Below are 15503 nucleotides of genomic sequence, written 5' to 3'. Positions count from 1 at the left end.
ATTACCTTAAGGAGTGTTCTGCATGGGGAAATATATTGTGTTAACGAATAAGGATACCTTCCAAACGATTCTTGAAAATGATGGATTAAAACCGGTAGAAACCTATGATTTCTATTTCTTTGACAATCTAAAGGCGAAATACACAATTGCCGAAGTCCTGGATGAAACCATTAAAATTCAATTATTTGAGAATTATGAAGGAAAAGAATATGTCAATCAGATCGCGGTAAAGTTTTTTGAAAAGTTCGACACAATCGAAGCAGCTCGTGAGGAATTAAATGAGATCGTCAAAGCGTCTGGAAACAGTCAAGATTCTGTAAACTCCAAACTGGTAAAATCAACAGAGGTAACCGTTTAAGAATTCATTGCTGCCAACAGTTTATTCCATATAGCTGAAATCCGGAGAGAAAAAAAGTCTCCGGATTTTTATACTTTAATAGCCCGACAAAAAACCGCCACTTGGTAGTGACGGTTGAATAAATATCGTTAGAATTTAAGTGTTTTTCTAAGTGAAGCAAGTTTTTTTTCTGCCTTTTCTGCAGCTTTTTTGGATCCAAATAGAAAGTTTAACATCGATAAGCCCCCTATGAATTGAGTTATTTGATACTGTCATTGTATAATGGGCGGAACAAGAAAACAAGTTTTTTGTATACCAAATACCAAAAAAGTTCGGAATAAATGGCAAATTTGTGACTAATCTACGTTCTTAAGATTTGTTTGGTATACAATTTTTAAAAAGATTGGGTGTTGATGACATGCTGAGGTATTTGTTTTTTCTTGTAATTTTATTGTATTTATTCTCTGTGCTCTTTCCCGGCCTTCATCTTAGTGGACTGATTTCCTGCCTTAGCCTTTTGATTGTCCTTATGACCTTATATCAAGCCAAGCGATTTGTTCAAGTTTTAGGAGGTACATTTTTGCTTTTTGGTGTGGTCTTACTAATTTCCAGTGGAGCTCCGTGGCAGCAATACATCCTCTCTTTCGGCTCAATGCTTGACTTGCTAACCATGTTTACGCTTATTCCAATATTAGGGATTCCGATAAGATTAGGGGGATATAGCGGGGGCATACAAAGCATTATTCAAAAGAGGGTAAAAACCTCTGGTCACCTGTATATGATCACGTCTGGTATTTCGTATTTTTTTAGTATTTTTATGAATCTGGCCACCCTGCCAATGACATATTACTCGATTAGGCCTGCTTTAGACGTTATACCCGTTGAGAATAAGGAGCGGTTCATGAGTAGAGCAATCACGCGCGGGTTTGCGATGCCTTTACTGTGGGCACCAGTTACTCCGATTGTCGGGATTGTAATCACGATGACGGATGTAAGCTGGGTCTCCATTCTTCCATATGTAATTCCTTTAAGCATTGTGGGCATTGGTGTGGATTGGTATATTGGCTCACGCAGGGCAAATATTATGATCCAAAACAAAAAGAGCCTGTCCGTCCACGAAACTGCTGCAACCGTTGAACCAGTGGATCAGATGAATCGAGCAGGTAGAGTCTTTCAAATACTATTGGCCATCATTATTTTTAACCTGGTCATTTCGTTCGTAGAATCAAAGTTTCCTTATCCATTTTTAATTTTGGTCTCCTTGCTGGTCATACCATTTGCCTTAGTTTGGTCCCTTTTCTTAAAGCAGGGTAAGGAGTTCGGTGCCCATTTGGTCAATCATTTTCAAACCTTCTCTATAAGTATGAAGGATCAATTCTTTATTTATTTATCGGCAGGTTTTTTTATTTCAACGATTAATGTTACTCATGCGAATGTCTTTCTGGATGCCTGGGTTAACAAGTTTATTCAATTTGCAGGTGTAGAGATCTTTTTAATTTTACTACCGTTAATCCCACTGGCTTTAGCCTTTTTAGGATTGCATCCTGCCGTGTCATTAGCATTAATGACCGAAGGCTTGAATCCAACGGTGGTTGGAATCTCCCCTCATATCTTGACAGTGGCGATGTTAGCCGGTGCTGTATCTGCTTTTCTAGTAGGTCCCTATAATGCCACATTAGGTCTAATGTCAAGTATCGTCAAGGAAAGCTCCTATAAAGTGTCGAACTGGAACCTTTCCTTCGCAAGTATTTATATCGGCTGTGTCATGGTGTATCTATTTATATTACAAATGTTTTTATCCTAATTATTGGTGCAGAACAAAAGGTGTCAGCCCATTTGGTTGACACCTTTTTCCATTTCATCGGGTATTACGTCCATCACTATCACTAGAACTCTCTGCTTTAATTTTCGCGGCTATTTCCTTCGCAAAGTGTCCAAGACTCCCCTCGCTATACGAGCGAATCACTTCAGGTGCTAAAGATGTTAATGCTCTTTTCAGGTAATCTGGTGACAATCCTCTTTTCATACATTCCGTTTCTATTGTTACTGCTGTTTTGATAGCGAAATACGTGGCTAATTTGTTTACCTCTGATAAAACATTCTCACTATCAATATTTATCTTGCCAAGTGCATGAAAAAGTTCGCCAATCGTGGGTGGTAACTCAGTTTCGGTAATAAATAGGCCATTTCCATGTTCCAATAAATCCTTTGAATGTCCCATATATTTGACCCCATGTACCTTTAAGTCAGGAAAATTGACCTTTATTTCATTGGTAGGAAGATTTGTTGCCATATTAATGATCCTTGGTGTAGATAGGACATTACCTTGTAGTTTTATAGAAGCAATAAATGGAATAACTTCTGTTGCTGGCAATGCTAGAACTAAGAGATCAACATCCCTCAATTCACTTTCTGTTTGGAGGTAGCCATTTTGGAACCCTTGCAGAAAGTGTTCTGCTTTCGTTTGTACCGGATGATAAACGCCAATGGCAATCCCTTTTTTGTCCCAATGTGTCATCATCGCAGTCCCTAATTTACCAAGCCCTACTAAACCGATCCTGTGGTCTTTCATTTTCCATCCCCTCTCTTCCTTTCATCCTATGACTCTTGTCAATTTAAGATAACGATTTTGCAATCCAAAAATAATAAGGCTACCCCAAAAATCAGTTCGCTGCTGACTTTTGAGATAGCCCTTTTATTTATTTATGACCCCTAATTTGTATCTAGTCTAATGAAATAGCTTAGTACAAGGAAACTGTTTATCTACCAGATGATTACTGCCAAAAGAGTGGCAAGGAAAAGTCCGGTTATTACTGGGAAGAAATTCTTTCTGGCCAGCTCTAACGGTGACACTTGTAAGAAGCCGGCAACTGCAACAAGTGACGACCAAGCAATCAGCGTGCCTCCTCCGCTCCAAACTGCACCCATTTGTCCAATAGCTGCAAGAACAGAAGGATCGATGTTACTTCCAGGTCCAATTGCTCCTGACAAAGCACCAGTTAACGGAAGACCAGCAAATCCAGATCCATCTAAACCGGTAATAATACCAACGATTAAGATACTAAATGCTGCAATAAATGGGCTGTGTGGAATATAATTTTGAGCTGCTTGGATCAAATCAAATAGGAATCCTGGCTTAGCTGCATCTTCACCTAACGAAAGGATAGATGCTGAAAAGTCTCCACTTCCCATAAAGAAGTAACCTGCAATCGGAATGACGGGAGCCATTGCTCTAAAAGCGAAAACAAACCCTTCAGTAATATGTTCGCTGATTTTATCAAGTGCATGAATGCGGTTAAACGCGATTGTCGCCAATACTAAGAGAATCGTAGCAACCCCGCCGATAAAAGCAGCACCGTCGCCTCCCTCGAATCCAGCTCCACCGCCAATTTTAGTCTGGAACATAAAAATCATAACAGCCAGCATCGCTAACGGCACAATGATAGCAAAGATTTTTCCCCATTTTTCTTTTACCTTAATAACTTCGGCAGTTTCTTCTACTGTAGCAGCAAGTTCTTCGCTAACTTGGAAGAATGCTTTTCCTTCTTTATTAATCTCATTAACAGATTTTTTTGTAATCGCTTTTCGATGTGTTGCATATACAATCGTAAGAGAAGTTAATCCAGTAATAAGAGAAAGAATGAAGGCCTTATCTGAAACTAAGGATTTATCAATTCCTGCGGCTTTCGCACTTAACATTGGGGCTACTTGCATAATATAGTCTGATGAAAGGGCCATACCTTGTCCTGCAATAACAATAACCATTGCTGAGGTCATGACTGGCAATCCTGCACTAACTGCAGCAGGTACTAATAAAGCACAAATTAATGGAACAGCTGGGGTTGGCCAGAAAAAGAGTGAAATCACAAACGTCGTGACCATTAAGACTAAATAAGAAACGTGTCCGTTTACCATTATTTTTTGAATCGGTACAACCATCCGTTTATCCGCCCCTAGATCCTTCAAGGAATTAAGGAGACCGATCATGATGGATATGATTAGGAAAATACTAAATAGCTCCTTTGCCGCAACAAGGTTAGCATTAAAGACGGCTTGAAATCCGGCAATCACGCTGCCTTTATACACGGCTGCCACTAAAAAGGTTCCAATAATAAGTGGTAAAACAACACCTTTTCTAAAAAGCATGATAATAATAACGGCTACAGTGACAACTAGATAGACCCAATGAGCTGCTGTTAATTCCATATTTCCCCTCCGTAGTTTTAAAATAGTTTAAAACGTTTGTAGCGAAGATTCCCTTAACTATTGGAAAAGATCGTAGGAGAGGAATACCGTTTTATGTAGAATATTTTCATGGTGTAAATCCTCTACTTCTAATTTTCTTTTCATACTCACTAAAAAGATGAACAATGGCAAGTTTCATTAAAAGAATAAATTTTCGAGAGAGAATATTTTGCATACTGTAGATTGTATACCATGGTTAAATAAATTTTTTACGGAATTACTGATGGCAACTAAATCCTGAATCAAAAGAAACTTTATAGCCAGACGTATTTTAATCCTAATTAATCAATCTACATAAAATTTCAATGAATGCGCTTACACTCTTTTTTACTGGATTTTATGTAGTTTGTTGTTAAGGATTAATCTAGATCAACCCCCTCTTTTTCACTATGTACACCTTGTTTTCAATAAGGTTGAACATAATATACCATTATTCTTTTATCTTTGCAAACTATTTTGAAAATTTAGAAGTTTACCTATATTTATCTTATTGATATTGATTTTGTGGGTGCAATCGGCTAAAATGTAGAAAATTAATGGTATACGGTATACGAAATTTTGTACATAGATTGATAGCTTTCTATTAGAATGGTTCCAAAAAAATTTAATCTCGAGGAGAGAATGAATATGCTTAAAGCAGGTATCATTGGATATGGAACACTAGGAAAGAGTATAAGTAAATTAATTGAGTCAGGAAAAGCTGGCGATGTTGTTCTTCAAGCCATTTTGGTTCGAACCCCGCTCGGCACTTTTGACAAATTACCAGATCAATGTACAGTAACTAGGAATGAAGAAGTTTTTTTTAACCAAGATTTAGATATTATCATTGAAGCAGCTGGACATCAGGCCCTCCAACTTTACGGGGAAAAAGCCCTTTCCTTTGGAAGTCATTTAGTCATCCTTTCGGTAGGTGCTTTAGCGGATAGAAATTTCTATGAGTCTTTAAAAGCGGCCGCAGCGAATTCCAAGAAACAATTGATTATCCCTTCAGCAGCCATTGCTGGTTTGGACCGAATCGCTGCTGGGGTATTAGGGGAAATTGATGAAATCACACTGATTACAAGGAAACCACCAAAAAGTTGGTATGGTACGATTGCGGAGGAAAAAGTCAATTTAGACACGATTACTGATCCTGTTTGTATCTTTGATGGCAATGCCAGAAATGCGGCAACATTATTTCCTCAAAATGTAAACGTATCGGCAGCGTTAAGCCTCGCTGGTATCGGTTTTGAAAAAACGAAGGTTCAAGTCTATGTAGACCCGACCATTCAAATGAATACCCACACCATAGTAGCAAAGGGTTATTTCGGTCAAATGGAAACCACTATTCAAAACAATCCTTTTCAGGAAAATCCTAAATCCAGTCCGATTGTTGCTATGAGTGTAGCAAAAGTATTGCAAAACCTAACTTCATCCGTAGTGATCGGCGTTTAATTTGTTGTAATAGAAAAAGAGAAACTCCACCTAATTGGGATGGAGTTTCCTTTTATTTCTTCTTTTTTCCTTGATTGACTGCCTCAGTATACGCTTTTCGTGAATTTTCAATATGAATCTTGGTCAAATATTCGGCCATTTCTGCCTCTTGATTAATAATAGCCTCCATAATTCGTAAGTGCTCTTCCATCGATTGTACAGGCCGGCCCGGATTTTTATATCCTGTCTTGGCAAAAGCTCGAATATAATCCGATAAGCCGCTTAATATTTCATAAAGTTTGGCATTTTTTGCTGAACTGTATAAGAGATGATTCAAGTCACCATGTAAATTAGAGAAATCGTGATCATCCTTATTCCTTAAACAATCCTCTACTTTTTTACTGTATTCAATAAACTTACTTTTGGTTTCATCGTCTAACTTTTGAACAGTTAGTTTAGCTGCTAAAACTTCAAGCGAGGACAGAATCGTAAATACTTCAATAATTTCCTTTTCCGAAATATCTGCGACAATTACACCTTTTCTTGGAACGGTTTTTACAAATCCTTGAGATTCTAGTCTAAATAACGCTTCGCGAATCGGAGTCCTGCTAATATTTAATCGTTCGGCTAGTTCCCGTTCTACTAAACGATCACCCGTTTTAAATTCACCTTCTAAAATAAGATCTTTAATATGAATAAAGACCCTTTCACGTAAAGAAATTAAATCTTCCTCGGCCCAATTATTCCCCACAGTTTCTCCTTCTTTCTAGGTATACATTGTACCAATTATACCTCACACTATTTAAAAACTTCAAATTCTTTGGTTGGAATTACCAAAAAAAAAAATAGTTCATACGTAACTTTACTATCTATGGAGATGTTCACTTGGTCTTTTGTAAGATAACACTTCTCCAAATACAGCTTGCGCTATAATCTTTGTCATCACTTCGGCAATCATCATGACCGTAAATAATCGCGTGTTATTTAAGGATTGTACCGGTGAAAGTGGATCCAGGTAATTAACAACTGCCTTCATATGGTATTCCCCCACTTGTGGCAGCTTTTTATTGACAGCGATCCCAGGAATTAATGAACCTTCTTTTAAGAATATGAACCCAATTTGCCGTTCATCTCCCAAACAAGCATCGATGCCTAAAATAAACGGATTATTGTGTGTTTGATTAATTTCTTTCAGGATTATATGCATATTTAAGGCATGAACTGGTTTTTCTAAGGTTCCGTACACAGGGAATGGGATGTTAGTTTCTTTCAGCATCGTCCCCAAGATGGGACCGAGTGAGTCTCCTGTTGAACGGTCGGAACCCACACACAAAAATATGACTTCCCTAGAGGTATTGGTTAGGACTTCCTTCAGTTTATTAACAAATTCATTAAACTCATTTCCTTCTGTGGTCTCTTTTACGGAAAAATAGCATGATTTTCCTGCCTTCTCAATGGTCTTTTTCTTGCTGTCAAAAGGCCACATTAGCATCAACCCTCTTCTCAAGTTGTAGTTCCCTATTTCTATCCATTTGCCCACTGTCATGTTCCCTACACTTCTCTCGAGAATTTTTCCACGTCTACCTATATTTTATGATAGCGATGCTAAAACCTTCCATATCCATTCATATAAAAATCATAAAAAAGAATAGGCGAGTTCACATTTCTGTAACAAAATAGTGCCTGACACCAAATGGGTGTCAGGCACTATTTTATTTGTACTGACTTTCAATGAATTGAATCCGTTTGTACAATTCTTTATTTACTGGTGTTGGAATACGGTATTGATCAGCTAAGTTTAAGACAGTTCCAGCAAACAATTCCACTTCACTCGGGCGGCTGGCTTCGACATCTTGAGCCATGGACGGTTTTCCGTCTGGACTTAAGGTTGCCAATACACTTAACCAATAGTCTAAGTCAGCTTCGGTTAAATTAATCCCTGCTTTTTCTGAAAGCGCGATAACCTCTTTCATCGCTGCAATCATCATTTCTCTAGATTTTCCTTCCCGTTGTACCTCGCCATAATTACTCTGAAAGACGGCAACGGTTTGATTGACCCCCACATTTAACATAAACTTCCCCCATTGCCGTTTCACCATATTCGTATCGATTTCATAGGGAAGACCTACTTTCTCAAAAAATGCTGCCACACTCTTTACCTTGTCAGATATCAAGTCTGGTTCACGTTCCCCAATAACAAGGATACCCCTATGGTCATAGGTCAACTGATTTCCAACTTTAACTGCATCCATTCCTTGGGCCACACAATATAAAATATGGTCATCTCCATAAGTCTCTCCAATTACTGCCTCACTGGAAATCCCATTTAGGGCAGATAATATAATTGTGTGCTCACCTACATGATGCAGAACGGACTGAATCGCATCTTTTAGCCCATCATATTTTACCGTGAATATTAGCAAATCAGCTGCCTCACATATTTCATCAGGTGTCAGAAATGTAAATTCACAGCGTTCACCATTACAGTAGACATGTTCCTTCTCATATCTTTCGATTCGCTTCCGGTCCGCAATGATCCGTAAATCGGCTTTTGGCATTCTCCTCGAAAAATAATGTCCATACATGATTCCTAATGCCCCTAAACCAATGATTGATACCTTTTTTATCTCCATAACCAATTACCATCCCTTTCTCCTGCTCATCTACTAAAATGGCAGATTTTTTGTATGTATTTTGATTGCAGAATCGATTATCTCCTACTATTTTATCATCTTATTATTTTTTAAATAAAGGCACTATTAAACTTGCCTGTTGATTGGTGCTTAAGAAGCTTCGCCTTCTTCTCCAATCAACATTGCTAAACTATCAACAATAACCATTAACACAGCTTTTAAATAAAATATAAAAACTCTGTTGAATAGCTTCCAACAGAGTTTTTCATTTATATTCCACCACCATCATCATGAATGGTGCTGTTCTCCTTGCGGATGGTCGCTGAAAGACTTAATGCTCCCAAAGTTGCAATTAATGTGCTTAAAATGATGAAAATATTATAAATATTAATCTCCACTAAAAGATTAATCAGGATATAAGAAATAACAAGTGAAGCTAACGGGGAGATAAGCCAAACTTTAAGGATTCTTTGAATGACAGATTTTTGCCAAATGCCTAAGCCCTTTTGTGAAGCACCTATACCTAAAATTCCACAAGTAGTTACCTGTGTCAGCGGAATTGGGAGTCCAAATATTGATGCCACAATAACGAGGGTTCCTCCCGTAAAGGAAACAGCGCTTCCTTCTAGTAAAGACAGTCTAGTAATCTTCTTCCCATTTGTTTCAAGAACCCTGTTCCCTAGTAAAATAGCGCCAATTGAGACGAATAGCCCGCCAATCCAGATTCCTTTAGTCGTGGAAATCATTCCGGCCCCAACCAGCGGCCCAACTGCATTTGCGACATTATTCATCCCTGCTGAAAAGGCCTCTAAACAGCCCCCCACGACAAGTAAAACTGCCAGCCATTTTTTCCATTTTCCATTTTTAGTTAAACCAACCCATCTTTTCTCAGCCGCAGCAATGATTTTCCCGAGGATAAGGGTAATGAGAAAAGAGACGATTGGGACTAACACCCAAAATAAAACAATCACCAACAGGTTATTTATGTACAAACTTTTAAACGCGATCCCAGCTCCTACAATTGAGCCAACGGTAACTTCACTAGTTGATAAAGGAATCCCTATTATATTTGCAATAAATAACGTCAAGGTAGCACCAGCAAGGATTAGTACGACTAATTTAATCGATAGGAGACTAGAAGGAATAATTCCCTCGCCAATTGTTTTCACAACCTCTCCTCCCCCAAGCACAGCCCCAAGAAATGCTGCCACAGCCACTAACAACATTGCCATTCGCTTACTCTTAATGGCATCTGCACCGTAAGCGGACCCCATCGATGCTGCCGTACCACTTGCTCCAATATTCATTGCGAAGAAGAAAGCAATAATAAAAGCAATTGACGTCCAAACCATGTAGAATCTCCCCTTATGTCACCTATCTATTATACCGGTAAACTATTAGCTCATGTTTCAACTTAAATAATCCACACTATTCAGGTAGGAATAATTTAATATGTTGATAATTATACAATTCTATACCTCATTAATCAATTAATTATTACGAAGGTCTTTGAATTTTCTAAAAAAATTTAAAAATTGCTTCATAAAACTAACTTGCTTAAAATCAACAGTAACCATTAACACAGCCAACAAAAAAAAGAGTCCGAAGACTCTTTTTTTCAAAGATTATTTGTTCCTGTAACCTATTAACGGGTTGCTGCCTGAGATGATGACATTAATGAAAAGCCCTCATATCCATTGACAGCAATCTCAGTACATTTTTGGCGATAAGCACCGACTCCGCCTAAATAAATCAGAAATCCACGTGGTTTTCCAGGAATATTGGCACCAGTGTACCATGAATCCGTTTTAGTAAAGAGCGTTGATTCAGCTACCTCTCGGCAATGCTTACTCCAAGCTTCTTCCGCTTCGACCTTCGCTTCAATTGTATCCACACCCTGACTACGCATATATTCGATACAATCGGCGATCCATTCGACATGCTGCTCAATAGAGACAGGCATATTACTTAGAACGGATGGACTTTCTGGACCAGTAATCATGAACATGTTTGGAAACCCAGCATTTGCAATTCCAAGGTACGTCCTTGTTTGTGCTCCTCCTGCCCATTTCTCCTTCAGTGACACCCCATCTTTCCCACGAATATCGATCTTCAACAATGGCCCTGTCATACCATCATATCCCGTCGCAAAAACAAGCGTATCCAGTTCATACTCACCATCCGTGGTCCGGAGTCCATTTGGAGTAATTTCTACAATTGGCGCTTTTTTTACATCTACTAAAGTGACATTGTCTCGGTTATAAGTTTCGTAATAATTCGTGTCAATGATTGGACGTTTTGTCCCATAAAAATAGCTTGGCAAAAGCTTTTCGGCTACTTTAGGTTCCTTAACAATCTGACGGATTTTGGTACGGATAAATTCGGCCACCGTTTCGTTGGCAGCTTCATTTATCGTTATATCGTAATAGGCCGAGAAAAGTCCTAGTCCACCCTGCTCCCATGCCTCCTCATAGACTTGCTCTCTCTCCTCTGGTGTAACTTCTAGTGCTGACTTAGTAGGTGGTGTGACTGGCTGGCCGCCCTGTGATTCACGCATTTGTCGTTTAATCTCGCTGAAATTTTCTTTAGCCTGCCAGATATATTCCGGATCGTAGGGATGATTTCTCGCAGGGGCGCAATACTGTGGTGTTCGCTGGAAGACAGTAAGATGGTCTGCCTCTTGAGCAATGACCGGGATGGCCTGAACCCCAGTCGACCCAGTCCCTATTATTCCAACACGCTTGCCCTTAAAATCAACCTTTTCGTGCGGCCAGTGTCCGGTGTGGTACCACTTACCCTTAAAATTATTGATTCCTTTAAAGTTTGGTACATTGGCCGCAGATAGACAGCCTACACCAGTGATAAAGTACTTTGCTGATACACTTGTCCCATCATTTAAATAAACCAGCCATCTATTTGTCTCTTCGTTATAATGTGCAGCCGTAATCCGCGTCTTAAACTGAATGTCACGACGGAGATCAAATTTGGTTGCCACGAAGTTAAGGTAACTTAGTATCTCTGGCTGCTCAGGATATCTTGAAGTCCATGTCCATTCCTTGTATAGTTCTTCAGAAAAAGTATAGTTATAATAGATGCTTTCCGAGTCACAGCGCGCTCCAGGATAACGGTTCCAATACCATGTACCGCCAACCCCCTCACCTGCCTCGAATACTCGGGTAGAGAAACCAGCCTCACGTAAGCGATGAAGCGTATACAACCCTGAAAACCCTGCCCCGATAACAACAGCGTCATAATTAGCAACATGATTCGATTGTTTCGTCGATTTCATCCTACTCCTCCTCCCGCATCTAATTTATCCGTTAAACTCTGCCAACCTTTTGGTCTATTTCACTCAGAAACTTCGAGAATTTTAAAATAGATCCTTCAATTCGTTCTGGAAATACCGCCATATTCGTAAAATAACCATGCACTAATCCTTGTTCAATAATCGATTCAACCTTGACCCCAGCTTGCTTTAAGCGGTCTGCATAGGCTAATCCTTCATCCCTCAGAACATCATTTTCTGCAGTTAGCACGTAAGCTGGCGGAAGATTACCTAAATCCTCTGCTAATAATGGTGCAATATATTTATTTTTTGTATCTTCTTCACTATTAATATAGTAATTGCCAAACCATTTCATTAAATCTCTATCAAGCCCATAGCCCTGTTGAAACTCTTCATATGATTTAGTGTCATATCCGAGGGCTGTCACTGGGTAAATAAGGACTTGTGCAGCAATGTCTGGACCATTCTGTTCCTTGGCGATTAACGAAACGACGGCAGATAGATTTCCACCTGCACTGTCACCGCCAACCACAAGATTGGAAGCGTTTCCATTTAATGCCGCAGCATTCTCACTAACCCATTTTAATGCTGCATAGGAGTCTTCTACAGGGATAGGGAATTTATATTCAGGTGCAAGCCTATAATCTACAGAAACGACCACTCTTCCTGTGCGATTCGCAATCATTCTACAGCTAGGATCAGCTGTCTCAAGATCACCAATTACCCAGCCGCCGCCATGGTAATAAACAAACAGTGGAAATGGTCCTTGACCTTCAGGAGTGTAAATTCTAACCTTAATTTCAGCATCATCGGCAACAGGAATCATTCTGTCCTCTACCTTCGCAAGATGTGCCAACTCTACCTCAACAGGAGGGGCTAATGCAAACATCTCTCTAACGGTCTGTGCATCTAATGTCTGGATTAATGGCATCTGACTGAACAATTCTAAATAAACTTTTGCTTGCGGATCTAAATTGGCCAAAGAACATCTTCCTTTCGTAAATGAGGATTTTTCAACTTTCATAGAAAAAGAATTTTCCTAAAAGTCTATCTTAAGCTTATAATTTTTTGTATAATTTGAATATTCCCAATTTTAGACGTGTTATATCCCAAAAAAGGAGATGATAATTTGACATCTCAGTATACCTTTTTGCAACAGCTTCAAAAATTAGAGGACGCTACCTGCCATGAAGAAAGATTATATAAAATTCTTGAGGTTTACATGGGGCTTTATCCCGTCATGAATGCCTATTTATTTAGATTTTCTCCGTTAGGTTTTCTAGGTGAAGGAATTATCTTATTGACCTCTGATGGGATAATACATATTGGTGATATTCGGGATGATATCCGTTCCCTATCGATTATTTATTCTGCAATTAATGAAAAGAAAGCGAAGTATTGTTCAGGAATTGAATTTTTAAAGCAAACAAGTAGTAAATACATCACCACATCGAGTGTAAATTCCATTCTCGTGGTACCAATTTGTTTCCGGTCTGTTATTATTGGATACATTTGCACCACGGAGTTCAAGAAAGAATCAAGGATAGATGATAAACTCCTCTCCACCTTAACTCTTTATGGCAAAGAAATAGGAAAGTTCTTGGAGAAATTTGATAGTGTGGAGGATCCACAAAGCTTAAGTAAGCGCGAACTAGAGGTAATGCGAAGAATTGCTTGGGGAGAAAGTACAAAGGAAATGGCAGATTTGATGGAAATCAGCGAATTAACGGTAAAACAATATGTAAAAACAGCTATTAAAAAGCTAGGCGTTCAGAATCGTTCCCATGCGATTGGAGAACTTTTTCGAAGAGGAATCATTTCGTAGTTTTTTTAGAAAGCGCTTTATTCCCTGAGAAAATATGACCTGATTAGAACAATAAAGGCTCAGCACCCAAATGGGTGCTTTGACTTTTTATGCTTCTGGTGAAAGTGCTCCTTCCACATTATAGTTGATTGGGTCTATTTCTGTATGGTTCCCCAAGACAAATTTGGCCAGTTCTGCACCCAGATACGGCCCACTCGTTAACCCTGATGCCCCTAAACCATTGGCAACATAGATTCCTTCAAATCCTTGCAACGCCCCGATGACTGGCAAAAATCCTGGCGTAAATGGCCGAAAACCGACTCTTGTTTCAAGGTATGTACATGCAGATAGCCCTGGAGCCACTTCAAGTGCTTTGCTTAATATCTCATTCATTCCACCAGCCGTTACACGAGTGTCAAATCCAGCCTCATTTTCATGAGTCGAACCGACAACGACTCGGCCATTATCAAAGGTAAGGATATAATGATTTTGAGGAGGCATGACCACCGGCCAATGGCTCGTATCTGTTCCAGGCAATTCAAGGTGAACGATTTGCGCTTTTTGGGGCTTAACTAAAAACTGAACACCTAATGGCTGTAAAAGCTCTCTCGACCACGCTCCTGCCGTAACAATTACCTGATCTGCGCAATACATTTTATCCTCAGTTTTAATCCCCAGCACTTGGTTTCCTTCCATTACGAGGGACGCATTCCCGTTTACAACTGTTACTCCATTCTTTTTCGCAGCACGAATTAACGAGTCACGTAATGCACTACCCTTTACACGTGCTCCCCCACTCACATGAACGGAACCATATTGCTCAGACAATGGTGGAAATAATTGCTTTGTTTCAGTGGGCGATAGAATCGTTATTTCTCCAATTTCAGGTGCATCCTCTCGACGTTTCCGTGCTCGTTCCGCCATTTGTTCGAGTTTATTCATTTCCGTATGTAGACTAATTGCTCCTACCTGTTGATAGCCTGTATCTCTCTCTCCATCTGCTTCTAATTGAGCAATTAATTCTGGGTAGTAACGAGCTCCGCCTTTAGCTAATTGATACCATGCTTTGTTTCGCCGCTGCGAAAGCCAAGGACATACAATCCCTGCTGCAGCATCCGTCGCCTGTCCGGTGTCGCTTCGATCTACTAAAGTCACCACTGCACCTAATTTCGCAGAGTGATAGGCAGTAGATGCACCCAGAATCCCTGCTCCAATTATAATTATTTTCTGCATATAACACCTATTTCTTTATTTTTAGACTCTGTTACACTTGCCTGTTGATTTCCGCTCCAGGCGCGTGCGGTTCGCGGGCGGTCCGGGGAGACTCCCGCAGGAGTCTTCGCGCCTTCTACTCCAGTCAACAGGGTGCCAAAATCAATAATAAGCTATAACATAGCCTATTTTTAAAAAAAGGATTTAATAATCTCTTGTTCATTTTTACACTCATTACAAATATACTCTATTTCTAATGCATCTTCACGTACTATATGTTCAGTTTCCTTGCCGCACTTTTCACAATATAGATTCTTTGGGAATTCTATCATACCTGTCATCACTCACTTTTCTAAATAAATGTTTACCAACAATAAGTATAATATCCCCGATCATTGGAACACTATTCCCTTGGGTAAACCAACGACACCTCCTTCCTCTTTTTCATTCTCACATTTTAGCAAAAGTTGGAACCATTTACTTTAAAAAAGTACAATCGCATTTTCCGCAGATAATGAAATGAACCAAAACCGGTTAAATTATATACGAGCGATTCCTAATTGCTCAACAAAA

Annotated in this window: 13 protein-coding genes; 4 read left to right on the top strand and 9 right to left on the bottom strand. The window is 39.3% G+C overall.

The features are described 5' to 3' along the window. The first annotated feature begins 22 nt into the window (after positions 1 to 22). Together KW850_RS09255 and KW850_RS09250 are read left to right on the top strand one after the other, a co-directional pair. Entirely contained in the window at positions 23 to 358 is a 336-nt protein-coding gene (locus tag KW850_RS09255) for a hypothetical protein (protein ID WP_218347270.1), read from the top strand. A 559-nt stretch (positions 359 to 917) separates the two neighbouring features. Then, positions 918 to 2141: a hypothetical protein gene (locus KW850_RS09250; RefSeq protein ID WP_256358161.1), complete on the top strand. Its 1224-nt coding sequence runs from the start codon at positions 918 to 920 to the stop codon at positions 2139 to 2141. Between the two features lie 54 nt (positions 2142 to 2195). On the opposite strand, the gene KW850_RS09245 is transcribed toward KW850_RS09250, so the two are convergent. Then, positions 2196 to 2909 (bottom strand): NAD(P)-binding domain-containing protein, encoded by a 714-nt coding sequence (locus KW850_RS09245; RefSeq protein WP_218347268.1) that lies wholly within the window; start codon positions 2907 to 2909, stop codon positions 2196 to 2198. Between the two features lie 191 nt (positions 2910 to 3100). Next, the gene (locus tag KW850_RS09240) at positions 3101 to 4543 is read right to left on the bottom strand and encodes a hypothetical protein (RefSeq protein WP_218347267.1); all 1443 of its coding nucleotides are present in this window, start codon (positions 4541 to 4543) and stop codon (positions 3101 to 3103) included. Between the two features lie 666 nt (positions 4544 to 5209). Between KW850_RS09240 and KW850_RS09235 the strand changes: the two genes are divergently transcribed. Continuing rightward, positions 5210 to 6016 carry an aspartate dehydrogenase gene (locus KW850_RS09235; RefSeq protein WP_218347266.1) on the top strand — a complete coding sequence of 269 codons (807 nt, stop codon included), beginning with the start codon at positions 5210 to 5212 and terminating at the stop codon, positions 6014 to 6016. Between the two features lie 52 nt (positions 6017 to 6068). Here the strand turns inward: KW850_RS09235 and KW850_RS09230 are convergent, their stop codons facing one another. The 6 genes from KW850_RS09230 to KW850_RS09205 form a co-directional block, all read right to left on the bottom strand. Further along, positions 6069 to 6746 (bottom strand): GntR family transcriptional regulator, encoded by a 678-nt coding sequence (locus KW850_RS09230; RefSeq protein WP_218347265.1) that lies wholly within the window; start codon positions 6744 to 6746, stop codon positions 6069 to 6071. Positions 6747 to 6860: 114 nt separating this feature from the next. Beyond that, on the bottom strand, positions 6861 to 7541 hold the full coding sequence (yyaC, locus tag KW850_RS09225) for a spore protease YyaC (protein WP_256358160.1): 681 nt from the start codon (positions 7539 to 7541) through the stop codon (positions 6861 to 6863). A gap of 166 nt (positions 7542 to 7707) precedes the next feature. After that, positions 7708 to 8628, bottom strand: a complete 921-nt coding sequence (locus tag KW850_RS09220) for a ketopantoate reductase family protein (RefSeq protein ID WP_218347264.1) — start codon at positions 8626 to 8628, stop codon at positions 7708 to 7710. A gap of 269 nt (positions 8629 to 8897) precedes the next feature. Then, on the bottom strand, positions 8898 to 9980 hold the full coding sequence (locus KW850_RS09215) for a sulfate permease (RefSeq protein WP_218347263.1): 1083 nt from the start codon (positions 9978 to 9980) through the stop codon (positions 8898 to 8900). Positions 9981 to 10273: 293 nt separating this feature from the next. Beyond that, a complete protein-coding gene (locus KW850_RS09210; protein WP_218347262.1) occupies positions 10274 to 11917 on the bottom strand; it encodes a flavin-containing monooxygenase in 1644 nt (547 codons plus the stop codon). Positions 11918 to 11948: 31 nt separating this feature from the next. Further along, on the bottom strand, positions 11949 to 12896 hold the full coding sequence (locus KW850_RS09205) for an alpha/beta hydrolase (protein ID WP_256358159.1): 948 nt from the start codon (positions 12894 to 12896) through the stop codon (positions 11949 to 11951). A gap of 147 nt (positions 12897 to 13043) precedes the next feature. On the opposite strand from KW850_RS09205, the gene KW850_RS09200 reads away from it, so the two are divergent. Beyond that, positions 13044 to 13739, top strand: coding sequence for a response regulator transcription factor (locus tag KW850_RS09200; protein WP_218347261.1), 696 nt, complete (start codon positions 13044 to 13046; stop codon positions 13737 to 13739). An 87-nt stretch (positions 13740 to 13826) separates the two neighbouring features. Here KW850_RS09200 and KW850_RS09195 read toward each other — a convergent pair whose 3' ends face one another. Continuing rightward, complete coding sequence (locus tag KW850_RS09195) at positions 13827 to 14951, bottom strand: NAD(P)/FAD-dependent oxidoreductase (RefSeq protein ID WP_218347260.1); 1125 nt, start codon at positions 14949 to 14951, stop codon at positions 13827 to 13829. Positions 14952 to 15503: the final 552 nt, after the last annotated feature.

It is taken from the genome of Bacillus sp. sid0103 (assembly GCF_019219025.1).
Note: the sequence above shows the minus strand (reverse complement) of the source record. Positions and strands in the feature narration are given on the sequence as shown.